This is a genomic window from Olivibacter jilunii (assembly GCF_900607235.1).
Classification (GTDB): Bacteria; Bacteroidota; Bacteroidia; order Sphingobacteriales; family Sphingobacteriaceae; genus Olivibacter; species Olivibacter oleidegradans.
In genome coordinates, this window is record NZ_LR027848.1 from 85140 (window position 1) to 110967 (window position 25828).

General features: G+C 43.1%; 16 protein-coding genes and 1 riboswitch. Of the genes, 8 read left to right on the plus strand and 8 right to left on the minus strand.

From position 1 onward, the window contains the following. Positions 1-35: 35 nt before the first annotated feature. Entirely contained in the window at positions 36-2561 is a 2526-nt protein-coding gene (locus E0E36_RS00355) for an SLBB domain-containing protein (RefSeq protein WP_130854375.1), read from the minus strand. 169 nt (positions 2562-2730) lie between these two features. After that, positions 2731-2901, minus strand: coding sequence for a hypothetical protein (locus E0E36_RS27625; protein ID WP_165446889.1), 171 nt, complete (start codon positions 2899-2901; stop codon positions 2731-2733). 314 nt (positions 2902-3215) lie between these two features. Between E0E36_RS27625 and E0E36_RS00360 the strand changes: the two genes are divergently transcribed. The 6 genes from E0E36_RS00360 to E0E36_RS00385 all read left to right on the plus strand — a co-directional run bounded on the left by E0E36_RS00360 (position 3216) and on the right by E0E36_RS00385 (position 11604). After that, complete coding sequence (locus tag E0E36_RS00360; RefSeq protein ID WP_242627101.1) at positions 3216-4763, plus strand: lipopolysaccharide biosynthesis protein; 1548 nt, start codon at positions 3216-3218, stop codon at positions 4761-4763. Positions 4764-4904: 141 nt separating this feature from the next. After that, on the plus strand, positions 4905-5483 hold the full coding sequence (locus E0E36_RS00365) for an RNA polymerase sigma factor (protein ID WP_130854376.1): 579 nt from the start codon (positions 4905-4907) through the stop codon (positions 5481-5483). A 61-nt stretch (positions 5484-5544) separates the two neighbouring features. Next, positions 5545-6528 carry a FecR family protein gene (locus tag E0E36_RS00370; protein WP_130854377.1) on the plus strand — a complete coding sequence of 328 codons (984 nt, stop codon included), beginning with the start codon at positions 5545-5547 and terminating at the stop codon, positions 6526-6528. Between the two features lie 21 nt (positions 6529-6549). Beyond that, on the plus strand, positions 6550-9663 hold the full coding sequence (locus tag E0E36_RS00375) for a SusC/RagA family TonB-linked outer membrane protein (protein WP_130854378.1): 3114 nt from the start codon (positions 6550-6552) through the stop codon (positions 9661-9663). A gap of 13 nt (positions 9664-9676) precedes the next feature. Beyond that, positions 9677-11116 carry a RagB/SusD family nutrient uptake outer membrane protein gene (locus tag E0E36_RS00380; RefSeq protein WP_242627102.1) on the plus strand — a complete coding sequence of 480 codons (1440 nt, stop codon included), beginning with the start codon at positions 9677-9679 and terminating at the stop codon, positions 11114-11116. Positions 11117-11127: 11 nt separating this feature from the next. Then, positions 11128-11604, plus strand: coding sequence for a DUF4843 domain-containing protein (locus E0E36_RS00385; protein ID WP_165446890.1), 477 nt, complete (start codon positions 11128-11130; stop codon positions 11602-11604). A 40-nt stretch (positions 11605-11644) separates the two neighbouring features. Here E0E36_RS00385 and E0E36_RS00390 read toward each other — a convergent pair whose 3' ends face one another. The 4 genes from E0E36_RS00390 to E0E36_RS00405 form a co-directional block, all read right to left on the minus strand. Next, the gene (locus E0E36_RS00390) at positions 11645-13135 is read right to left on the minus strand and encodes a RagB/SusD family nutrient uptake outer membrane protein (protein ID WP_130854380.1); all 1491 of its coding nucleotides are present in this window, start codon (positions 13133-13135) and stop codon (positions 11645-11647) included. 143 nt (positions 13136-13278) lie between these two features. Continuing rightward, complete coding sequence (locus E0E36_RS00395) at positions 13279-16416, minus strand: SusC/RagA family TonB-linked outer membrane protein (protein WP_013665058.1); 3138 nt, start codon at positions 16414-16416, stop codon at positions 13279-13281. 97 nt (positions 16417-16513) lie between these two features. Beyond that, positions 16514-16619, minus strand: a riboswitch (SAM riboswitch). 109 nt (positions 16620-16728) lie between these two features. Further along, positions 16729-17004: a hypothetical protein gene (locus E0E36_RS00400; protein ID WP_013665057.1), complete on the minus strand. Its 276-nt coding sequence runs from the start codon at positions 17002-17004 to the stop codon at positions 16729-16731. A gap of 118 nt (positions 17005-17122) precedes the next feature. Then, positions 17123-17449, minus strand: coding sequence for a hypothetical protein (locus E0E36_RS00405; RefSeq protein ID WP_013665056.1), 327 nt, complete (start codon positions 17447-17449; stop codon positions 17123-17125). A 221-nt stretch (positions 17450-17670) separates the two neighbouring features. Between E0E36_RS00405 and E0E36_RS00410 the strand changes: the two genes are divergently transcribed. Continuing rightward, positions 17671-20208: a phosphocholine-specific phospholipase C gene (locus E0E36_RS00410; protein ID WP_130854381.1), complete on the plus strand. Its 2538-nt coding sequence runs from the start codon at positions 17671-17673 to the stop codon at positions 20206-20208. Here the strand turns inward: E0E36_RS00410 and E0E36_RS00415 are convergent. After that, a complete protein-coding gene (locus E0E36_RS00415) occupies positions 20169-21554 on the minus strand; it encodes an alpha-L-fucosidase (protein WP_130854382.1) in 1386 nt (461 codons plus the stop codon). The genes E0E36_RS00410 and E0E36_RS00415 overlap by 40 nt on opposite strands. Positions 21555-23637: 2083 nt before the next feature. Between E0E36_RS00415 and E0E36_RS00420 the strand changes: the two genes are divergently transcribed. Further along, positions 23638-24705, plus strand: a complete 1068-nt coding sequence (locus E0E36_RS00420; RefSeq protein ID WP_130854383.1) for a hypothetical protein — start codon at positions 23638-23640, stop codon at positions 24703-24705. Here the strand turns inward: E0E36_RS00420 and E0E36_RS00425 are convergent, their stop codons facing one another. Beyond that, positions 24706-25818 (minus strand): polysaccharide pyruvyl transferase family protein, encoded by a 1113-nt coding sequence (locus tag E0E36_RS00425; RefSeq protein ID WP_165446891.1) that lies wholly within the window; start codon positions 25816-25818, stop codon positions 24706-24708. Positions 25819-25828: the final 10 nt, after the last annotated feature.

Genomic DNA, 25828 nt, shown 5'->3' on the forward strand with positions numbered 1-25828 from the left:
TTACGTCAAAGTATTGCGCCTCCTGCTTCTTTATTTTAACGGAATAGCGCAACAATAACGCCAACCGTAGTAGCTAGACTACCCCCGAGGCCTATCCATTGAGCGGCACTTATTCGACCCCTTGCTTCTCGCTGAGGAACAAAAATTTCTGCTCCTGGCTTAATCTTTGGATAATTATTAAAAAAGAGAAACTTAGACGTACTGCGGGCTGAACCATTAGCATAAACAACGTATGCTCTCTTCTTTAATGCACGCTCCGAAAATCCCCCTGCCTGAGAGATATATTCCTTAAACCCTTTATTTGATGAATATATCACTGTTACGGGTGAAAGCACCTCACCGCTTACTCTAACGGTTTGCAATTGTTTAGGAATATGCAAAACGTCACCTTCTTCAAGAATTAGATCATTACTTCCTTCGGGATGCCGAAGAATCTCATCCATATTGATGCCAACATAGCTGTTATTGACCGCAGACCGTTGTACGGCTCCCAATTCGTTCGGATTAATTGTGCTCTTTTGCAATGCATTTAAACGCTCAACTCGTTCTTGAAAACGTTCCTGCTCCAATTTTGATTTACGTTCAAACTGATTTCCCGTTGAATCCAGCTCGTCTTCCAAGATACTTTTGCGTTTTAGAGAAGCTCCATCAGTGTAAGCATAAGCCGTAAATCCTCCCGCTCTCTTAATCAAATCAGATACACGCTCGTCTTTACGGGTAAGTATATATTGACCGGGATAAAGTACTTCGCCCTCAATACGCACGGACCGTTGTCTTTGATATCCTTTAGCTAGTCGAACATTGATAACGTCGAATGGCTGTAATACAAAATCTTCTGCTCCTGAGAGATCTCGTTCAATATTAACATGATAAATTTCGGAGGTATGAGCCGATTGTGACATTACATTGCTTTCTTTAATGCGTCTGGCAATTTCGATTCGCTTGGCCGAGGCGGCTTCCGTAAATCCTCCTGCCTGGACAATGAGCTCTTTTAAAGTCATCCCTTCAGCAAAGTCGTAAGTTCCGGCATTGCGTACTTCACCATCGATTTGAATCTTATAGGCAGTTTTTAGATCAAAAATGGATGATATTACCACCTCGTCCTCTCGTTTTAAAGGTATATCGTTTTGGGTCCCCGCTAAAATGTCAGCAACAGAGAACGCCACTTGCTCTTTTTCAAGATTTTCTTTGAGCCGCGTTATGTAACCGCGATTCATAAACGCATCTTCTTTTACTCCATCAGCTTTCTTAATAAGCATACTTAAGGTTAAGCCCTGACTCAATTCGTAAACGCCAGGACGAAAGACGGCACCTGATATACGCACTCTGTTCGTATACCGATCCAATATCTTGCCTACACGATATTTATCACCACTCTGAGGCAAATAGACCCCGAACTGAGATGCCAGAACATCCTCTACCCTACGTTCAGTTGCGGTATTTTTAAAGACAGTAATACGCGTCCTATAAGCTTCTTCATCAAAACCTCCGGCATACGTCAGTAACTGATTAAATGTTTCGCCTTCCTTTAATTCGAAAATAGCGGGTCGTTTCACCCGCCCTCTTATTTCGACGCGACTAAGATAAGGCGCAACCTGGATAATATCCTGATCTTGTAGGACAATATTATTGCGAAGACTTCCATTTAGCAAAAAGTCATAAACATCAATTATTGATTCTTCTCTGTCGTTGCGAATGATTTTAATTTGTCGCATGGTACCCTTATCATTGGGGCCGCCTGCCGCATACAGTGCGTTAAAGGCTGTGGCTACAGAAGGTAAAGTATAGGTTCCTGGTTTTACAACTTCTCCAGTTACAATAACACGAATACTGCGAATATTACCTACACTCACGTTTAATCGAGTGCTGCCATTTCGTAACCCACTATAAATTGCTCCCATTTTGTCCTTAATGCGAATAATAGCCTGTTCAATAGTTATTCCAGCAATAGGCACTACTCCCACATAAGGAATGTTGATAGCTCCTTCAGGGCTAACTGTTAATGAATAACTTGCCTCCGAATTGCCATATAGCTCCAACAACAATTCATCATCTGCCCCGATTACATAATTTTTAGGTGTCGCCATCCGTAAATTCGGTTCGAATTTGGTATTCGATCCCTGAAAAATATCTGCTCCGAAAATTCTCAGTTCTTCTCTTGGTGATTTTAGATTATCTTGATGAAGCTTCAATAGGGTATCAGCTTCGTTAGTCGCTCCTTGTACCTGCCTTCCTACTTTACGCTTATCGCCAGTAGAAGGATTTGTGGCAGGGGCCTGTAGTGCTTGATCCTGTTCTTGGATTGTCTGTAAGCGTTGTGTTAATTTCTCAATTTCCTCGCTTGGCATCCCAGAAGAAACAGCCATTTGCATCAATTCCTCCTGTGTCATACCAGAAGCATTGGCTTGCTGCAAATACGCGCGAAGCTGATCATCAGTAAGGTCATCCACCTTGATCATGCTTAGGTCAGTAGCGCTCAAGTTTTGCGCATAACCATAACTAGGAATCAACAAAAAAAAGCAAAAAGAAAGGAAGCAATATAAGATTATTCGTTTATACATAAAGGTAGTACTCTTCAATGAACGCCTACAGAAAAAATCGTTCAATAAAACCTATGCAAATAAACAGTTTTATTTATATATGTCATAATTTTAAACCACCAATACGAATAAATAAAAAACTCCTGTCGTATTCGGCAGGAGTTTTGGCGTGTTTTATTTTTAAGCACACTCATACTTTCGATTCCGTATCATACACTTCCGTGTAAGACGATCTTCGCAATTGTTCATCCAATTCTATTTCTTCCTCCAACGAAATAGTCGCTGCATGTTGGTATTCATAAGCGATCCAACCCCAAAGCGCTATAAAAAGGACTACCGTAAAAACAATAAAAGACATCATGTGTTTGGTTTGTTGATTTGAAAAAAGTTTAATAATCTGTTAGCTACTCCATAAACACCCGGAACACAATCCGTGCATCAAGTCCCTCACAACACGTAAAAAACGATTTGTGCTTGCTAGCCCCTCTAATGGTTTATATCACATCTTGTTAGGTATAAACAAACCTAATTGTTTGCTTCGATATTTGCAACAGTAAGTTCATTTTTTTTTAAACATTATTTAATGTCCTGAAATGTATACAAAAATACACAATAACAAACCACCTCTTGCAATAACGAATCTTTTGAGGGAGCTTTGGCTGTTATCCATCACACATGTCGCTTAAAACAAAAGCATTTAAAGGTTTCGCCTGGAATTCTTTGGAAAATATGCTGGTAAGGGGAGTAAGCTTTATCATCAGCATACTGATCGCGCGGGTGGTCAGTCCGGAAGCTTACGGTCTGGTAGGTATGCTAAGCATATTTTTAGCCTTATCAACGCTTTTTATAGAAGGTGGTTTTAGCAAAGCCCTTGTACAACGAAAGGATTGTTCACAGCTGGATTTTAGCACGGTTTTTTATTTTAACATCGTGGTTAGTCTGCTGATCTATGTTATTCTTTATTTCTCCGCACCTTTTATTGCCCGGTTTTACCATCAGCCGGTGCTGATAGCCTTAACAAGAGTTATGGGCTTGCAATTCATTATTGCGTCTTTTATTGTAGTACAGCGCGCCAAGCTGCTTATTGATATCGATTTTAAAACACAGGCAAAAATCAACGTGATGGCCGTCATTATAAGCGGCGCGGTGGGTTTATATATGGCATATGATGATTTCGGTGTTTGGGCGCTGGTAGGACAAAACCTATCGCTCACCTTAGCCACCTCTATGCTCATGTGGTTGCAAGCCAAGTGGCGGCCAAGTTGGGCTTTCTCATGGCAAGCTTTTCGCGAAATGTTCGGTTATGGTTCCAAAATTCTCGCTGCGGGCCTGTATTCTACGGTTTTGACGAACGTATACACCATCGTGATCGGTAAATGGTATCACTCCAAGGCCTTAGGTTTTTATGCACGGGCCAACTCATTGGCCGAGCTTTCTTCGGGGACGATCAACCTCATTATCACGAATGTTACTTTTCCTCTTTTTTCTGCTATTCAGCAAGATCGGGAGAAGCTTATTAGCATCTATAGCAGAACGGTAGCCATGACGGCTTTTATTATTTTTCCGAGCATGACACTCTTCGCCGTGATATCGAAGCCTTTTATTTTGCTTTTCCTGACAGAAAGATGGTTACCTGCAGCGCCTTTATTGCAGTGGTTATGTCTGGCGCGCATGTTTACCCCCATTAGTTCGCTGAACCTGAACCTACTGAATGCCGTGGGACGTTCGGATCTTTTTTTAAAGACGGATTTATCTAAACTACCGATTATCATCGCTGCCATGTTCATCACCTTACCGCTCGGTACAAAAGCTGTGGTGATTGGAAGTTTTATAGTAAATACCCTAAGCTATTTTATCAATGCCTATCCTTCCGGCATTTTGTTCGGTTATGGCCCTTTGAAACAGTTGAAGGACTGCTATAAGGTTATTATTGCGACAATAGGCATGGCATGCTGCAGCTACGGAAGCATGCTGCTGGTGAACCGCCCCTTTATGCAGTTGATTCTAGGGGTACTGACTGCGATCATCAGTTTCTTCGGAATGGCCTATCTCCTTAAAATAAAAGAGATGGATGAGTTAGGCTATGCCTTAGCTAAATTAAAAAAATCGAAACAAAAATACGTCGTTGGCGGCTTAGCTCTTTCACCACTTTTACCGCAATGCAATGAAGTGCGGAAATTGACACGAATTATGCCCTGTCCTCTAAGAAGGAAACCAAGATAAAAGACGAGAATCCCAGAAAATACAAAGACAAAACCCAACAACAACTACAGATAACGATACGGTAGTCCGAAAAAAAGACAAAAAAACAAAAAAAGATCATTTAAAAACAAAAAAACGCTAGTTTTACATTGTTTTTCCGCAATGACTCAACCGAAGACTATACATATCGATGAAATCAACCGAATAAAACGCTTAAAAGAAGGATGTACACGAACCTTTCAAGATATTTATACGCACTTTAGACATCCGGTTTATTCATACCTCGTTAAGAAGACACAATCAGAGGAGAACGCCAAAGAGATAATGCAACTTACCTTTATCAAATTCTGGCGATATTGCAGCCATCTCTCACCGGAACTTCCTATAACTACACAACTATTTAGAATAACGCGAACTTGTTTAATTGATTTTTTACGTGAAAAAGCGCATGAGCGTGCGGTAAAATTGTCCTTATCGCACGACTTAAGCCATCGAATCGACCCAGAACTTCCACCGCTTTCCAATTTGGCCTATGAGGACCTGATAAAACATTTGGACAACTTGCCTCCTATCAGAAAAAAAGTTTTTTATTTAAGTAAAGTAGAAGGTTATTCGAACAAAGAGATTGCCGCTCAAATGAACATCTCGGTCAAAACAGTTGAAGATCATATGACAAAAGCGCTTAAAAAATTGCGCTCTAGCATTGTTTTCCCTATTCTTTTGATAATTTCTCAATTTTAATTTCCAATGAGCAGGGGTTTCTTCCCTTCTAAACCGTATTGCTTCAATAGAATGATACGGTATGCTAGATAAAGACTTATTCAAACGCTTTCTCGAAAATAAATGCAACGCTGAAGAAGCGGAACGTGTAGCAAATTATCTAAAAACTCATCCCGAGGCTTTTGAGCTGTTATTACCCGAAACAGAGTGGGAACAGACATTACAGGAGTATAGTTACGATAAAAAACACCGTGTTTATCGCCTAAGTCCATGGATTTATAAAGCAGCCATCGTCCTGCTTTCACTGGGGGCCATTCACCTGCTTTATGAAAGGCAGCGAGACCAAAAGAAAGTCCTAATCCAAAATAAGGAGATTGCTACAATAGGCAATAGTGAAGTGAAAGAGAACATAAGTGATAAAACCTTATTTTTTACCTTGGAAGACGGCAGCGATATTCAGCTGGAACCAAACAGTAAAATCGAATTCCCTATTGATTTCACGTCTAATCGTACCATTACCCTTACCGGAATGGCTGTGTTTAATGTAGCAAATGATCCGGAACATCCTTTTAAAGTATTGGCAAAAGACGTAGAAACTACGGTGTTGGGTACCCGATTCGAAATAAGTGCTTTTCCAAAGCAAGATCAGGTATCAGTTCGGTTACTAACAGGCAAAATAAGCGTTCGCAATAAAAACCATCAGAAAAGAACGATTCTTATACCAGGTCAACAATACACCTTGACACCTACAGGTTCCAGTGTAACGAACTTCCGCCGTAAAGAACTTAAAAAAACGAATAAACCACTTATCAATACAACATCAACGGTAACACGCAAAGGAGATAGCCTACTATTTGATAAACAACCATTAAGCTTTGTGTTCACCGTGCTTAGCAAAGAATTTGATACCCCAATCAATTTTAATAAGGATGCCGTTCGTAAGAAATTCTTTACGGGATATGTCATCAAAAGTAGATCGCTGGAAAAAGAGTTAACAAACATCGTATTAATGAACAAGCTAACATTGGAGAACGACACTACACACCATAGATTACTCATTAAATAAAACAATTTAACCCAATCAAGCATGAAGAAAACACCTACATTTTTAAAATGCCGATTACCGGTCATGTTGCTGCTTACCATCCTTTTTAGCCATCTGTTCGCGACAGCGCAAAGCGGTCGAAGTATCAGTGGAGCTGTATCGGACGCAGACGGCGAGATCATTCCGGGAGTATCGGTGCAGCTTAAAGGAGCCAACAACTACACAGCGGCTACCATGACTAACGCAAGTGGCATTTTTAGTTTTGAAAATTTGCCGACCAATGGACCTTACACACTTACGTTCAGTTATATTGGTTTTGAGAAAAAAACACTTACCGGTTATGAAGTAAGGTCGGGGGAAAAGATATCTATTTCGGTAAGTCTGACCGCTGACGTAGCCGACTTGGATGAAGTGATCGTAACAGGCTATAGCACGCAACGTCGTCGGGAAGTGACTGGGGCAGTTGCAACCGTAGGCGCGAAGGAAATCGAGAACATTCCGGTTCAATCTTTTGACCGCGCTATGCAAGGACAGGCAACTGGTGTACAAATAAACGCAGCCAGCGGGGTACCCGGTGCACCGGTGCAAATGAACATCCGTGGTGTAGGCTCAATAACCGCAGGCACCCAGCCCTTGTTTATTATTGATGGTGTACAGATGAACAGCACCACCACCACAACTACCACTGCCAGCAACCCACTCGCCTTTCTGAACAATAATGATATTGAATCGATTACGGTACTTAAAGATGCTGCCGCGGCTTCCATCTATGGCGCACAGGCGGGAAATGGTGTGGTGGTTATCACTACGAAGAAGGGGAAAGCCGGACAAAGCCAAATCAATTTCAACACGTATGTTGGATTTACGGCACCCATGCCGAGCATAGATATGATGTCTACACAACAGTTCTTGCAGGCACGCATGGAAGCGGTGAAAAACAGATACCCAAATCGGACGGACTCGGTAAATCGTCGAAATGTGCTGACAGGCCTTGGCTTAGATCCTACACTTTCCGATGCTGATTTAGCGGCTTTACCCACCTATGATTGGCAAGATGCAGCGTTTAGAAATGGTTCTTCTCAAAATTATGAGCTGTCTTTCAGCGGCGGTACGGAAAAGACCAGCGTCTTTTTATCGGGATCTTATAACAAGCAACAAGGAGCTGTTATCGGACTGGATTTTAACCGAGCTACCGCGAAAGCTAATATTAGTCATAAAGCAACTGATTGGCTAACGGTCGATTTTAACTCAAGCTTTGGATCGGTGGTACAGAACGGGATTTCGGGCAGCGGCGGAAGTACAGGTAATTTTGCTGCACCGCAATACGCGGCTCCGATGATGTTACCTTTTGTGCCAATATATAATCCGGATGGCTCTTTTAATGCTCCAACTAGCGGGCTGCCGGGCGATATGCGCCACAACCCCATCTTTGCAACAGAGGTCAATGAGATTAAAAGTCGCACACGATCCTTAGTTGGGAATACGGCTTTTACGGCTAGGATCACCAAGGATTTATCTTTCAAGTCCTTCTATGGCCTCGACTATCGGACGGTCTTCGCTGCCAATTATACAGATCCGCGTACCATTGACGGTTTTGCTCGTAGAGGTTTACTTCAGATCAGAAGTTATGAAAACATCAACTTTATGACGAATCAAACTTTTAACTATAATAAGGTCATCAATAATAAGCATTCACTTTCTGGAATTCTGGGAGTCGAATATAGAAGCGAAACGCGCGACTATAACTTCTCTTCGGGTGAAGGTTTTCCTACTTTTCAATTTCAAACTATGGAAGCAGCCGCAGCCCCGGTTAGTGTAACTGGTACTTGGAGTGGCTTTAAACGCCTGGGATTTTTTGGACAGGCCAACTATGATTATGATAAAAAGTACTTTGTGAGCGCAGTACTTCGATATGATGGTTCTTCCCGATTTGGTGCCAACAATCGCTTTGGTTGGTTCCCTTCTATTTCAGGTGCTTGGGCAATTGATCAGGAGGATTTCTTGAAAGGAACACCTTGGATCGATCAATTGAAACTGCGTCTAAGTTATGGTGAAACAGGTAACGACCAGGTAGATAATTTTGCCTCACGTGGTCTATACAGTGGCAATGGCCCATATAATTCATTACCTGGCATACGTCCGAGCAGTGTAGAAAATCAAGATCTTAAATGGGAACGTAATGTTACGTATAATATCGGCTTGGATTTGGCTTTCTTTAATAGCCGAGTGGCTTTTACAGCAGAAGCCTTCAGAAGGACCAGTAAAGATCTGCTATTGGAACAACCCTTACCCTATACCAGCGGATATGCTAACATTGCACGGAACCTCGGTGAATTGAGAAACCAAGGGCTTGAATTCTCCCTGAACACACATAATATCAAAAGTAACGATTTCAATTGGACATCTAGTTTCAATATTACCTTTATCGATAATCAGGTGACGAAACTGTATGATGGCTTGGATGTATTACCGGGCGATCAAACCATTCGGGTGGGATCGCCTTTGTATTCTTACTTTCTTGCTCAATATGCCGGTGTAAACGCAGCTACAGGAAAGGCAATGTGGTACGATGGGGATGGTAATATCACCTACAACCCGGTGAGCCCGGCCGATTGGAAAGTTTATGGTAGCCAACTGAGTGATGTGTACGGTGGTTTCACTAATACGTTTAGCTATAAAGGGATTGAGTTATCGGCCTTTTTCCAATATGATTATGGACGCGATCTATACAATTCGCAGAACACTTTTTGGATGCGCAATGCGGCGACCTTACGCAACGGCTTAGAAAGCAATTCTCTTGATAGATGGACCACACCCGGGCAAGTAACAGATAGCCCGCGTCCGATTGATGGGGGTTCCGAATCCAATATGGCGAGCCAATACCGTAGTAGCAGTCGCTTTTTGGAGGACGCTTCGTACATTCGGTTAAAGACGTTGACCCTGGCCTACGCCCTCCCCGCCCATGTAGCGGCTAAAATCAAAGCGCGCCAAATCCGTATCTACGCACAAGGCGTTAATTTAATTACTTGGACTAAATGGTCAGGCTATGACCCCGAATTTTATATTGATCCATCGCCTAACGCGACCTTTACCTCGAATCAAGGAGCTATTCCACCCTTAAGAAGTTACACCTTTGGTTTGCAAGTAGGTTTTTAATAGAAATTGAATCATGAAGAAATTTATAACTATAGTGATGCTAGCAGGACTTGTTCTCGGTACCGTATCCTGCAATAAACTTTTGGAAGTTGATCCTAAACATGCCATTGACTCAAACACAGCCTTAAGTAGTCAGGAAGCAATTGATGCGGCTGTAAACGGTGTTTATTCACGCTTGCGTGAAGTAGGCCTTTATGGCCGTGATTTAATTGCTATACCGGAGTTATTGGCCGACAATGCCATAAACACCGGTGCAGGAAACCGCTTGGTAGGACAGGGTATCAACCAAGCTGGGTCGCACATACAGACAGAAACTTGGCAGTATTGTTATTATATAAACAATCAGGCCAACTTAATTTTAGAAGCTCTGGAGGCCTATGATGGTGACGAAGCTTATGAAAACAATATTGCCGGACAGTTACATTTTCTGCGTGCTTTGGTATATCACACCTTGATGAAAGCCTATGCTTATGATCCAACGGCTATCGTGGAACCTTCCGATCGAGGAGGTGTTCCCATCATCAATAAAGGGGTCCTCAATACGGCACAAATAGAATATTCATCGCGCCCTACGGTTGGCGAAGTATATGATTTTATTTACGGTGAACTGGACAAGGCTGTTTTATTGTTAGCTACCAATAACAACAGGATCACGGATCAAACGTTTGCTTCTTTAGCTGCTGCCCATGCTTTGTATTCACGTGTTGCTTTATACCGCGGAGATATGGCCAAAGTAATAAGTGAAGGGGAGCTGGCTATCAGCACCAGCGGTTTGTCTTTAGTCCCGACGGAACAATTTGTTAATACTTGGAGAACGGATAAAAACCCGGAATCTTTTTTTGAAGTAGCTTTTGTGCTGGCAGCGGATCATTCCAATACAACAAACGAATCTTTACGAGCTACTTTCACCACCCGCATGACCGCTACATCGACAACAACTGTAAGCCATGGCAACGTGGTTGTGAGTGATGAACTTTATAGCCAATACAATGCGAATGATGTACGGAGAGAGTTAATTGTGCGTGGATTGGGCGGTAATAGCAGTCGTTGGGAAATCACCAAGTTTGTGAGTAGAAGCGGGATTAATAATATCGACAATGTTCCGGTTATACGTCTTCCTGAAGTAATTCTGAATATGGCTGAAGCTTATGCAACGCCGGGTAGTGCGGTTTATAACGAAGCTGCAGCACGCGAACAACTCAATAAAATCAGGGAGCGTGCCGGTATTGGGTTAGCAAGCTATAGCGGTGAGGCCCTTTTTAACGACATTATTTTGCAACGCCGATTGGAACTGGCTTTTGAGGGACACCGCTTTTTCGATCTTAAACGTTTGGGCAGAGATATTATAAAAGAATCCGGAAATGTCCAACATAGTGATTTTAGAATCTTAGCCAACATCCCGGTAAGAGAGGCGGTACCGAATACGCAAGTAACACAAAACCCAGGTTATTAAAAATGATTAAAATGAAAAAATTGATATATCTATTAAGTCTCGTACTTCCGATGATTTGGACAGGATGTATGAAAGATCATAAAGAGGATTTCCAGTTCCGCGAGGCTGTTGTTGAATTTGAAGATGCCACTACCAATAATAATGTAGCCGGTAAAGATTATCCATTATTAACGGCTTTAAGGAATGGCTCGGGCGAAAAGACTTATCGGGTCAATCTACTTGGAGAACAACTCAGAGATGATCAGGCCTTGGCTTTTCGTGTAGTAAGCGAGGAATCAACGGCTGTAGAGGGTATGCATTACAGTCTTCCGGAAGGAAACATTACCACACTACCAGCAAATAGCAGCTTTGCGCTATTAAAAATTAATGTGCTGGATTTTACTCCAGCAGCCGGTACAGTACAGCTTGTTCTTGAGTTAACCGGAAATGAGCGTGTAAAAGCCAGCGAGCGTTATAAGCGAATTGGTATTCGAATCAACTTACAATAATAAGAAAGGCGGGATTTCCCCGCCTTTCTTATTACTATTATTATAAATTCGGATTCTGCTGGGTCTCTTCCAATGGTATGGCAAAGAGATAGTACCTACTATTGGCAACAAAATCACTGCCATCGGGAAAACGTAAAATACGATGCCCTTGGGCATTGACGGTCTTGCTGGTTCCATCGGGGGTCGTTACATTAACTTTAATGGGGTTCCCTTGCGCATCAACATAGGCTTTTCGCTCTACTTTACCTTGTGTACGTAAGATATCGGACAACGAGAAGCCTTCTCCCCACAGTTCTTTCCGACGTTCAATTAAAATGGCTTGAAGCAAGTCGTCAGCCGAACCGCCCGTGAATAAAACGGCTTGCCTGGCTGCTCGTAAGGTGTTCAAGGCGGTAATCGCTTGTTCTGTTTGACCGGCTCTTGCATAACCTTCGGCTTCAATCAAGTACATTTCCGCTGCACGCATATACACGATGTCGCCAATCAGGTTCGATTTGAATTTGAATTTCTTATAACGGAGAAAGCCTTCTCTACCGGGTAAACCATCCCACTCAAACAAGCCGTTGCGGATATCTTGTTCGTCAAAAAAGTTCTTGAAGTATGGATCAGCCATAAAGCTGTAGTAATACGAACCGGATGAGGATACATCCAGAAAATGAAATGTGTAACTAGCCGTATTCTGCTCATTGGTTTGCCCATGTCCCCATATCCACTCAACGTTCTGCATATCATTAAACCCATCGCTATAATTTGCTGCCGGCATCAAACTGTAATCTGCACGTGCTGCTGCTGCGGCCTGCGCCGCCTGTAGCCAGTCGCCTGTGTTTAAATAAGTTCGCGCCAACAAGCCATTGACAACGGCACGATCAATGCGATATTTTTCTGTGCTTGGTCTTGTATATTCAGCTAATAAGCTTAGTGCGTCCTGTAAATCACTTTTGATAAGGGTGTAGATTTCCTCCAACGTAGCCTTTGGTTTCCCTTCGGTTTCAACGGTTGTTGGCTCAGTATAAATAGGCACCGTCAATGCCGTTTGATCTTTGAGATAAGAAAACTGGTAATAGGTAGCCAAATTGAGGTAACAGAAAGCCCTCAAGGCCTTGGCTTGCCCTTTTAATTGCGCCTTTTTCACTTCGTCCCCCGCTGCCGCATCTACTTTAGCGATGACGTTATTGCAATTGTCAATCACTTTATAAAGCAGGGTCCAGAACGATTTAACTCGATTCGTAGTGGCATTATACAGTTCGGTAAAGGCGTAAGCATCTCGATAACCGTATTTGGTGGTGACAGCCACATCACTCCCCATCGCATCACCGGTACGCATAAAAGCGGTGTAACCTGGATTGGCATAGGTAAAATAGGTATCATTTAAATAACTCCAGGTACCGTTGATAACGGTTTCGATATTATCGACATTTTTATAAATCTCCGAATCGGCAACCGCATCGGTAGGTGCCGTTTCCAAATCCTTGCTGCAGGCGGTCAGTAGTAAGCTGAGCACGCTAAGGATATATATTGTTTTTCGTATCATATTTTTTTCTTTTGATTTTAAGCTATTAGTTTTGGTACTGAATCAACACAAAACCAAAAACTAACAACAAGTAACCAATAACTAATAACCAGTAACCAATAACTAACAACCAATAACTAACAACGAGCACCTAACCCCCACAACTACAAAGTAAGCTGTAATCCAGCGGATACGGTACGCATTGCCGGGTATCTGAAATAAGTTGCTCCGTTAACGGTTTGTTCCGGATCCATCCCTTTATGGCCATAGAAGGTCAATAAGTTCTCCCCTTGTAAAAACACACGTAAGTTGGCAATACCCAACCGTTCGATTAAGTGTTTGGAAAAGTTATACCCTAAGCTTACATTCTTTAAGCGCGCATAAGTAGCGGAATAAAGAAAGCGTGTTGATGCAGATGTCCAAGTTAAATTATCCGTTGTTAAGCGGGGGACATCGGTTTGTGTGTTTTCGGGCGTCCAACGGTTCAGGATTTCGGTACTCCAAGCGCGTCCCGGACTACTACCATTGTGCATGAGCTGAATATAGTCGTTATCCAATATTTTACCCCCTAAGCTAAAACTTAGCAGCGCGGATAAATCAAAGTTCTTATAGCTAACAGTGTTCGAGAATCCGCCTACTAGATCAGGGAGGGAATTATCTTGAACAAAAAGTCCAGCCTGGCCATACTCGGAAGTCGTTTCGGCTGTTTGGTTGCCATTTGCATCGGCTTTGTACCATAGCGGGCTGCCGGTAGCCGGGTCTACACCGGCCCAGGTTGGCAGATAAAAGTCGTAGATAGAACCTCCCACCGCTAAGAGCTTGTTACCATTAGGGATAGGTTTGCCGCCATTGGGCAATTCGGTAATCTTGTTTTTGTAATGTCCCAAATTAAGATCCAGATTCCACCGAAAATTATCGTTCCGAACCGGTACGGTTTGCAGGGTAAGTTCGAATCCGGTATTTTGAAGTGCACCGATGTTGGCATCATAACCTGGAAAACCGGTAGAAGGTGCCTTTGGCATGGTATACAGCAAATCTTTACTTTTACGGTTAAAATACTCGAAACTGGCGGCTACACGTTGATCTAAGATGGCGATATCGAGGCCTGCATTGAAGTTCAGGTTGCTTTCCCATTTCAAAGTTGGCGTGGGCAGACGCTGCGTAACCGTTCCGCCTTGGCCAAGGTTATTGGAAATGCTATATAATCCTTGGTAAGCATAATAGATGGGATTGCCGTTCGATAATAAATTATCATTTCCCTGAGCTCCGTAACTTGCACGAACTGTTAACTGATTAATTAAGCTGTTATTGCGCAGAAACTCTTCTTCGGCAATTTTCCAGGAAGCGCCTACCGACCAGAAGGTTCCCCAACGGTTATCCGGTGAGAAACGGGAAGATCCATCGGTACGCAAGGACCCCGAAAGGAAGTAGCGGTTTTTGTAATCATACTCTACCCTACCTAAAAAGCTCAACATGCTGTAATCTACCGAAAAGCCATTGAAGGAATTGAGTTGAGACGCCGCATCGGGCTCATAGAAACCGGGCAATACAAAGCGCTCCCGACTGCCATCCATATCGGTATTTTGAAACTTATAGAATTCCTGTCCGGCCAATACATTCAGATGATGCTCGTTAAAGGTTTTTTCGTAGGTTACGATATTATTCCAGGTATAAGAAGTTCTCCGGCGATTGGATTTAGCCACAGATCCTTGGTATTCTGCGCCGTCGCCAAGTACGGGGTTCACATAATCGTGCGTATTACGATTTATATAATCAATACTGTAAGTCGTGCGGAATTTCAATTCAGGTGTGATAACCGCTTCGAGGAATGCTCTACCGGACAGATTTTCGCTACGGATTTCATTTTTATCCAAAGGGAGAGAAGCTGCGAGGTTATTACGCGGAATAGCTGCGCTTGGACGGTATTCGCCGAAGTCATAGATCTTGTTGCCATTTTCGTCCAAACGATAGGAACCGTCTGCATTGCGTTCGTAATATGGGTAGAACGAAGGTACTAAGCGGGTAAAATTAATGATGTTGGCGGTATTGCTATCTTCTGATTGCGGGTACTTTTGTAAGCTACTGCTAACAGCTACGTTTAAACCGGCATTGAGCCATTTCTTGGCCTGTGTGTTGACGTTGATGCGAGCATTATAGCGCTTAAAGCCTGATTCAATGGCTATACCTTGATCATTGAGGTAACCACCGGAGAAGTAGTAGCTCGATTTTTCGTTGCCGCCGCTAAAGCTTAAATCGGCCTGGGTGCGACGACCGGTGCGTTGTAGCACATCTGCCCAATTGTCATTCCATAGCGGTGTAGCGCCTGGAACGATTTTACCATCTAAACCCACCGGCTGCGGATAATTGCTCCCATAAGGGTTAATATTGAGGTCGGTTAAGAGCTGATTGCTGGCATTCTGTGCTGCTTGTTCAGCAGCAAGTCCGTTGGATAAGTTCTTATTACGCAGGGCTTCCCAATATAACTCGAAATACTGGTTGGTGGAAACTTGCTCATAATCCTTTACTGCCCTGTCGGATATTCCTTGGGTAAAATTGAAATTAATCGTGGTTTTTCCGTCCTTTAATCCTTCCTTCGTCGTAATGATGATCACACCATTCGCACCACGTGACCCATAAAGCGCGCTGGCCGCCGCATCTTTGAGGACACTAACGGATTTTATGTCATTGGGATTAATAGCGTTAATATCTCCACTGTAGGGGTTTCCATCTACTACGTAGAGTGGTGCACTTGACGCGTTGATCGATCCGATACCGCGAATGCGTATTTCGGCATCGGTACCCGGTTGTCCGGAAGAAGATACTGATTGTAAACCGGGAACCTGTCCCTGCAGGGCTTTGCTGACGCTCGAAACCTGACGATTGGCGATTTTATCCTGCGAAATTGCCGCTACTGAACCGGTGAAACTGGATCGCTTGGCGGTACCATAGGCTACCACTACAACTTCGTTTAAATCATTACTGGCCGGCTTGAGGGCTACAGAAAGTTGATTGCCGCTCACCGGTAAATCCTGTGGTTCATAGCCCACATAGCTAAAGCGCAAGGTTGTTTTTCCTGCCTGTACTTGGAGGCGGTAAGCTCCGTTGGCATCGGTATGGGTTGATTGAGTTCCTCCTACCACGCTGATATTCACGCCCGGTAGTGGTTCTTGATTAAATGCGTCAGTCACGGTACCTTGTACGGTGGTTGTTTCTTGCCCCCAAACACTGCCTGCAAAAAACAGCAGCATAAACAAGAAACTTAGTGGTGCATAACAATTGTTTAGTAGTTTTTTTTCGTTCATATGTAACGTTTTGTTCTACGCATCGCAATACCTACCTATGCCTTTTCAGGCGGTGGTGCGAATGAACCATATCGTTCCGGAATGGATATGATTGTTCGACTTATCAGCTCTGCATATAGCAGAAAGGAATGAGCACCTTGTAACAGAGTTTACAGGTTGCTAAGACTTCTTCGGGCCTTTCCCTCCGTCTTTCTGGATAAGTATGCATCGTTAGCGTTTTGATGCGGCAAATATATCAGATATTACTTAAAGTATATAGAGTTACTAGATTTTTATTACAAAAAGAAGACCGTTCAGATAAAAATTGCTGTTTTAGTCTTCCCACCCTTCTTTTGCGGGTGGCGGCACATATTTGCCTTCCGCATTTCTATAGGGATTTTGGAAACCATAGCGGCCGCGTCGGCTACGGAACTGAAAGAGGATATTCAAAAGGGCACCGCTCATTAGCGCAATCATGGGGAAAGAGAGCCCTCTACGGACGATACTATAGAGACCGAACATAAAAAGTAAGCCCCAAGCGATGGTAATGGAATCGGCCAAATGATTACGGGCAGTGGGTATCAGTTTAAAACGTAAAGCTTTCATCATAATGCAGGTATTTCGAGTTAAACAACGACTTATTGCTAAGTTACAAATTATCAGTCATTTAAAAGAAAGAACGCATTATTTTTTTGAAATAGCAATTGCGCCTCTAGCATCAATCGTTTTAATACTTTGGAATAAGATGTCGATTTTCATCCCCATTTTTCATCAGTATGGATAGATAACTGGAGGTTGGGGTCTTAATGTTATATTCCAAAGCGCCGGCTTCCGGACAAATTCGTTTAATTGTAATTAAGTCGCCGTCTAGCATTTGTAGGGTCATTGAACCTTGTTTTTTGGTCAGTGTATCAATTCTATCGGGTGTATAATGGATTTCCAATATACCACTTTTACTAACGATGGTAATCTCGACGGGCACCAAAGGAGCAGATTCTTTGGTGCAACTAAAGCAAACAACAGCTACTAAAGCAAGTAGAAATTTAAACTTCATAAGCTCGATTTAAGTATAAAAAAATAAGTTTAGCGTATCTAGCAATCTCTTTTGAATTGCTAGACAAACTTAAGGGGAATCTGCACAGTGTGCATGCACGAAAGGCGTAGCAAAAACATGGGGTATTCATCACGCTTTGTTGTAAAAAAAATGAGATAATAATGTAATGAATAGTATTTGTTGTACTTTAAGCCTGTAGATACGATTATAAATCATACAAAATGGATAACCGTCGGGATTTTCTAAAAAAACTGCTATTATATGCGGGAAGCACCGGTTTGGCAAGTACGATTCCCCCTTCCATTCAACGGGCTTTAGCAATTGCTCCGGCACCGGGAACGACCTTTATGGATGCGGAACATGTGGTGATATTAATGCAAGAAAACCGTTCTTTTGATCATGCTTTAGGTACGCTTGCAGGGGTACGTGGTTTTAATGACCCACGTTTTATCCGCCAAGCCAACCACTGTCCCATCTGGTTCCAGTCGGACGCTAAGGGCAATACCTATGCGCCCTTTCATTTCGATCTTCGGGATAGCAAGGCCACTTGGATGGGGGCTGTACCGCATTCACGCCAATCGCAGGTAGACGCTTACCATGAGGGGCGGCACGACCAATGGATTGAGGCGAAGAAAAAGAAACCCTATGAACACATCCCTTTAACAATGGGATACTATAACCGCCTCGACCTTCCATTCAATTATGCACTCGCAGATGCCTTTACGGTATGTGATCAAAATTTCTGTTCGGGCATGACCAGCACTTGGCCCAATCGTTTATTTTTCTGGACCGGGACCATTCGTGAATCGGCCGATCCGAAAAGTAAAGCTTGGATAAGGAATGAACTGCAACGCGGCGAAGCGAAGTGGAAAACTTTTCCGGAACGACTGGAAGAAGCCGGGGTATCTTGGCGCGCCTACCAAAACGACGTGAGCTTTGGCGGTGGGTTTGAAGGGGAGGAACGCTCGTGGCTGAGTAGTTTTTCCTGTAATCCCCTGGAGTTTTTTGAGCAGTATCATATTCACTTCGCGTCGCGCTATACAAAGAGTTTAAAAAAACAAGTGGACGAGCTGCCTAAGGAGATACAGGCGCTACAAGAAAAGCTGCAATCCTTAAAGCCGCACGATCAAACTTATCAAAAAACAAAGGAAGCGCTGAAAAAAAAGGAAGCAGTATGGCAAGAGGCCAAACAGGCGATAGAGCGGTGGAGCCAACGGCATTTTGAACAATTGTCATCTCGAGAGAAAAATCTATTCAAGAAGGCTTTTACCACCAATGCAGCAGATCCTCATTACCATGATCTTGAGCGCTTGTCTTATCGGGATAACCAAGGTGTTGAACGTGAATTATCGGTACCTAGAGGTGATGTGCTTTATCAATTCAGAAGGGATGTAGAAAGTGGTCAGCTACCCGCGGTTTCCTGGATGATACCGGCTGAAAAATATTCTGATCATCCGACCTCGCCTTGGTACGGCTCCTGGTATGTATCGGAAATTATGGATATTCTCACCAAAAATCCGGAGGTATGGCAAAAAACGATCCTTATCCTTACCTATGACGAAAATGATGGTTATTTTGATCACATTCCTCCCTTTGTGCCGCCGAACCCTTATAAGAGTAACAGTGGCAAATGCTCGGAGGGCATTGACACAAAAATAGAATACATTACCCTGGAGGAAGAGCTGGCAGATGGTAAATCCACAAAGGAAGCACGCGGAGCGGCTATCGGCCTTGGCTTTCGAGTGCCTCTAATTGTGGCATCGCCTTGGACGCGAGGCGGTAAGGTTTGCTCGCAAGTGTTTGATCATACGTCTACCCTGCAATTTCTGGAAAAATGGGTTTATCATAAGTTTAAGAAAGAATTGCACGAAGAAAATATCAGTAGCTGGCGGAGAACCGTATGTGGTGATTTGACTTCAGTATTTACTGTAGCAAAAGCGTTGCCCGCGAATGACAAGCTTCCCTTTATCCAGCGTAATCCGTATGTTGAAGGGATTCATCAAGCGCAGTATAAAGAAATTCCGTCAGGTTTTGAGGCCCTGAAACCGGATGAACTGCAAAAAGGGATGGATAAACCGCATCAACTGGTCCGAATGCCACGCCAAGAGCCTGGCATCAAGGCAGCGTGTGCGCTGCCTTATGAGCTTTATGCCGAAGGTGAAAGGGTTCAGGATTCTTTTCAATTGAATTTAAGAGTCGGTGATGAGCTTTTCGGAAAAAAAAGTGCCGGTGCACCGTTTACCGTCTACACTCCTCATGCCATTCGCTCTTACGCGGTGAAAGCCGGTGATCAGCTTAGCGATCGATTTGAAATGGAGCAAGAAGCTTTTGACTTACAGGTACACGGACCGAATGGGTTTTATAGAGGTTTCCAAAATCAAGGAAAAATGCCTGCCTGTACCATCAGATTAACGAACGAGCAAGTCGGCGAAGGATTTACCGGCAATGCAATTCTCTTATTCGAAAACAAGGGAAACCAGTCGTTGCGCGTAGCGATCCGGGATATGGCTTATGGAAAGGCCCCCGTTCACCTGGAGGTAAGGGCCAATCAGCAGCTGTCGCAACTCATCAACTTAAGCGACAGCCATCAATGGTACGATATGGAGATTTCCATTGAGGGCTATCCGGGTTTTCGCTGGGCTTACGCCGGTAAAGTTGAAACAGGCAAAGCGGGTTATACGGATCCCCAAATAGGGAATCCGCAGGTCGAGAAAACGCTTTATTCCAATACGCCTTCTAATTTGTATACCCAAGCATAATTACAGGGCGCTGTATTGGGATTAAAGGGAGGTGCTTCGATGGTGAGCTGCTGCTTTTGAAAATCGGATGATATCGCACCTGAATGTCCTAATAAACTGACTCGTACCGGCTTCCGTGGCAAAGGAATATGAAAGGTCCCATTTTGCCATTCGGTACAGATGAGGTAAAGATCTTTCCCTTTGGCGGTAAAATAGCGGTGTGTATCCTTGCTATTATTCGGTCTTGACACCCAAGCCCGAGTGCCGTAAATTGCTTCACCATTAACCGCTAACCATTTGCCCATGTCCAACAAACGTTCTTGCATGATAACCGGGATCCTACCATCGGCCGTTGGGCCGACGTTGAGCAATAAATTTCCGCCGTTGCTCACCTTATCAATCAAGAGATCAATAAGCTGCTTTGACGTAAAATAGTCTTCGGTTGTTTCAAATCGATTGTAACCATAGGAAGTACCGATACCGCGGCTCTCCTCCCAGGGATGGGAGGCTTGATCGCCTATACCTTTTTGATCGTGTACCAAATCATACTCTGTCGTGTAATAACCACCGTGCTTGCTCCGTGTTTCTTTGCCCCATCGGTCGTTTACTACCACCTGTTGCCTGACGGGCGACTCATTATAAAGCCAAGATAAAAAAGTCGTGCTCTTAAGTGTTTCACTCGGGTAGTCCCACTCACCATCAGCAAAAATCACTTCGGGTTGGTAGGCATTCACGAGTTCTTGCATTTGGGGGATCATGTAACGATCCACCCATTGTTCGATACTTTCCTTTTTATAAAGTGGATGGCTCCACTCGAGCAGCGAATAGTAAAAGCCCATCCGTAAACCGGAGGTCCTTACAGCCTTCGTTAAATCACCGGCCAAGTCGCGATGGGCACCGATATCGACGCTATTCCAATTAGGACTATACTTACTGGGCCATAAGCAAAAACCATCGTGGTGTTTCGATGTCAATACGACATATTTGGCTCCTGCTTTTTTAAACAGTTCAGCCCATTGTTCGGGTTTAAAATGTTCTGCTTTGAATAGCGGAGCAAAATCCTGATAGGTAAGATTGGGTCCATACGTCTTGTTATGGAAATCGAGAAACAGTTTGTTCTTAGTTTTCAATCGATTTTCATAATGTTCGGCATATTTTTCATACACCCCTTCCACTTCTTTTATAGGCGCATAAGCCGGAACGGAATAAGGACCCCAATGAATGAAAATCCCAAATTTGGCATCTTGCCACCACTGTGGAATTTCTCGTTGATCAATGGATTGCCAATTGGCTTGATAGTTTTGGGCTCGTAGGGATTGACTGATCAGAAACATACATAAAAGCAGGTATTTAACGATTTTTTTCATGGATTAGCTTATTGGTTTTTATACTTATTCAACTAAATTACAAATTTTGGGCGTTCTTTGTCTATTTGTTAAGTAGTTAAATAGTTGAGTAGGAAAATAGTTAAGTAGTTTAGTTATTGGTTACTAGTTATTTGTTACTGGTTGTGCCTGCTGGTAGGCAAGGGTTGCCGGTTACCGGATGTGCGTGATGAAATCACACGGGGCTCTAGCGCGCAGGGAAACAACGGCCTCATGAAATTGAGCGTCAAAAAGATTTAGGGTAGCTCTGGGTAAAAATCATGTGAAGAAGCGAAGGGTGGCCTAGCGTGCGGGAGCGGCTCCGCAGGATTGAGCTTCGGGCCTAAATCTTTAGCGAAAGTACATGCAGCCTTGACTGTTTGGTTCTTTATGGTCAAGCATAAAGAACATGAAATATGGCTTAGCGCCTATAGCTTATGGCCTTATTATACCTTACACCGTATACCTTATACCCTAAAGCCTATTGCCTATACGTTAAGTAGTAGAGCAATAGAGTAGGAAAATAGTTAAATAGTTTAGTTATTGGATACTAGTTATTTGTTATTGGTTGTGCCTGCTGGTAGGCAAGGGTTGCCGGTTACCGGATGTGCGTGATGAAATCACACAGGGTTCTAGGGCATAGGAAACAACGGCCTCATGAAATTGAGCGTCAAAAAGATTTAGGATAGCTCTGGGTAAAAAATCATGTGAAGAAGCGAAGGGTGGCCTAGCGTGCGGGAGCGGCTCCGCAGGATTGAGCTTCGGGCCTAAATCTTTAGCGAAAGTACATGCAGCCTTGACTGTTGGTTCTTTATGGTCAAGCATAAAGAACATGAAATATTTGCTTCAAGGTAAATAGGATTAGTTGAGTAGTAGAGTAGGAAAATAGTTAAGTAGTTTAGTTATTGGTTACTAGTTATTTGTTATTGGTTGTGCCTGCTGGTAGGCAAGGGTTGCCGGTTACCGGATGTGCGTGATGAAATCACACAGGGTTCTAGGGCATAGGAAACAACGGCCTCATGAAATTGAGCGTCAAAAAGATTTAGGATAGCTCTGGGTAAAAAATCATGTGAAGAAGCGAAGGGTGGCCTAGCGTGCGGGAGCGGCTCCGCAGGATTGAGCTTTGGGCCTAAATCTTTAGCGAAAGTACATGCAGCCTTGACTGTTGGTTCTTTATGGTCAAGCATAAAGAACATGAAATATTTGCTTCAAGGTAAATAGGATTAGTTGAGTAGTAGAGTAGGAAAATAGTTAAGTAGTTTAGTTATTGGTTACTAGTTATTTGTTATTGGTTGTGCCTGCTGGTAGGCAAGGGTTGCCGGTTACCGGATGTGCGTGATGAAATCACACAGGGTTCTAGGGCATAGGAAACAACGGCCTCATGAAATTGAGCGTCAAAAAGATTTAGGATAGCTCTGGGTAAAAAATCATGTGAAGAAGCGAAGGGTGGCCTAGCGTGCGGGAGCGGCTCCGCAGGATTGAGCTTTGGGCCTAAATCTTTAGCGAAAGTACATGCAGCCTTGACTGTTTGGTTCTTTATGGTCAAGCATAAAGAACATGAAATATTTGCTTCAAGGTAAATAGGATTAGTTGAGTAGTAGAGTAGGAAAATAGTTAAGTAGTTTAGTTATTGGTTACTAGTTATTTGTTATTGGTTGTGCCTGCTGGTAGGCAAGGGTTGCCGGTTACCGGATGTGCGTGATGAAATCACACGGGGCTCTAGCGCGCAGGGAACACGGCCTCATGAAATTGAGCGTCAAAAAGATTTAGGATAGCCGCGGGTAAAAAATCATGTGAAGAAGCGAAGGGTGGCCTAGCGTGCGGGAGCGGCTCCGCAGGATTGAGCTTCGGGCCTAAATCTTTAGCGAAAGTACATGCAGCCTTGACTGTTTGGTTCTTTATGGTCAAGCATAAAGAACATGAAATATGGCTTAGCGTCTATAGCTTATGGCCTTATTATACCTTACACCTTATACCCTAAAGCCTATCGCTTATCGCCTATACCCTATAGCCAATATTTAACGAATAAAAGCTATCTTTGAGAAGCCTGACGGCCTAAGGGCTTTGTAGATAAATTGCTAGGAAGATGAGTTTAAAAGTAGAAGGACCGGTCCCTACAGGAGATGTTAAAATATCACGGAAAAAACCTATTTTTCCAGTGAAACCTGCCTTACGTAAATATCTAAGAGAGTATCAACGAGAGTCAAAACTACCGCTTAGCTACAGCGAATTACGTAATTTTACAGATAGTGTACCCGTTTACGATAAAGAAGGAAAGGACACCCTTTGGGAAACACCCCTCTATCCGCCCCACGAGGTAGCGCATATCCACGAAGGGCTGAAGCAGATTTATGCCCTTCTAAAAGCTTCCGGAAATAATCGCATAGTGGAGCATAAATTTATTGATCGTATAGATTACTGTACATTCGGCAATACACATCCATTTCGTATCCGTATTGTGAATCGTTTAAATGATGTATATGATTATTTTTATATTAAACAAGCAGACGCGTCCCGCATTTATGGACTAGAACTGGAAGAGATCATGTCGCCTAATCGCGTGAACTTTACTGTGGACGGTGATACTTTAGTGGAGGAGCATATTGTAGGCTTGCCCGGAGACGTGTTCGCGAAGCGTTTACTGGAGAATCCGGATTACAATCCCATTCGGATTGCAAAAGAGTTCGTAAAATTTAATGAACGTTGCCTTATTATGCTTTTGGGAGATATGCGTTCCTACAACTATGTAATGCAGATAACGCCCGACTTTGATGATTTTCAATTCAGGATCCGCGCTATCGATTTCGACCAGGAGTTTTACGAGGGCAATATGAAAGTATATATGCCCCAGTTCTTCAAAGAGAATTTACCTTATGTAAAACTATCCATGGAACACCTCACCGAAAAAACAGTGTTGCAATACCAACAGGAAGAACGCTCTTCCATTGTACATCGGGTACGCATTGAGCGCCATCGTTTGGCGGCACTTCGAGATGTATCACAAAACGAACAGCTCTCTCCGCCGGAAAATATCGCCATGCTGAAAAATCAACTGGCAGCCCATTACAAAAATCAGGATTACCACTTATGTAAAAGTATGACTGACATTATTGAGCTGAATATCAAAAATGTGATTAGACAGGTAAAACTGTGATTATCGAAAGACTCGTTCCAAGAGCTCTTCAGTAATCTTTCTATTTTCTTTGCACGCCCGAATAAAAGGCTTCAAGATAGAGTTTTCATCATCGACGCCTTTTTGAATAATAGCAGTATTTTCCTCAGGTGTTGCATTGATGTCTAAGATTGCATCGCTCATTTTATTATCTTCCCAAATGTGATAAATCTTCTTATTACCGATAGGATCGATTAAAGGAAAAGAAGCCGTATGGCACTGTAGTGCAAATAACAGTACGTGGAGACGATTACTAATGACGAATTTGGCTTTACTATAAATTTGTGCTGCCTCGTCTAATAGGAGCTTTTTATCGATGAGCTGTACCTCAAAATCATTTTCTAATGCTCTTTTTAGAATAAAAGAAGCCTCACGGTCGTATTTAACTTGATATGAAATCACAATCCGAAATTTTCGGAAAACCAGCGCTGTCAGAATCATCTTCAGCCGATCGACATACGGTTTAAAGTAAGCTTCATCATACTCCTTACCATAAACGTTCGACCGAAAACTTAAAACGATGTAAGAATCATCTTGGATGGGGGGAATAGCGATAGAGGGCTCGTAGTTCCAAGCCAGGTCTGGAAATAATTGTGGATTTTTAAACTTACCTCGTATGGCTGTATCCAAAGACCCTTTATCTCTTAGCCCATAGAAATAGCACAGTCTTGAACGGGCGGCCTCCGCATCTAAATTGGCCTGATCAAACGGGCCTATGGAAAATCCTAAACGGACGATTCGCACGCCAAATGTTTTGAAGAGTGTGAGTCGTTTATTTCTTTGGATGACTATTTTAGCCATATCCTTACCCTGACGAGCAGTATGGCCAGGTGGAAAAACCACATATATCCTATCCTTTCGAAAAAGTGATTTAATCAGGCGTCCCAATATATGGCGATTTAAAGACATTTGATTCACTTCGGAGAGCTGCCTATCATTTGTAAGCTTGACCTCGTCTATAAACCAACGATCCGTTTGATTATCGACGATGATAAGTTCACCGTATTTCTGTATCGCTTGTACGGCTACTTTGTTAATCAATAGATCTCCGGTATTTTCAATCTGAGAAGCGGGAATAAAATAGATGCTGTTCATTGGAAAATTT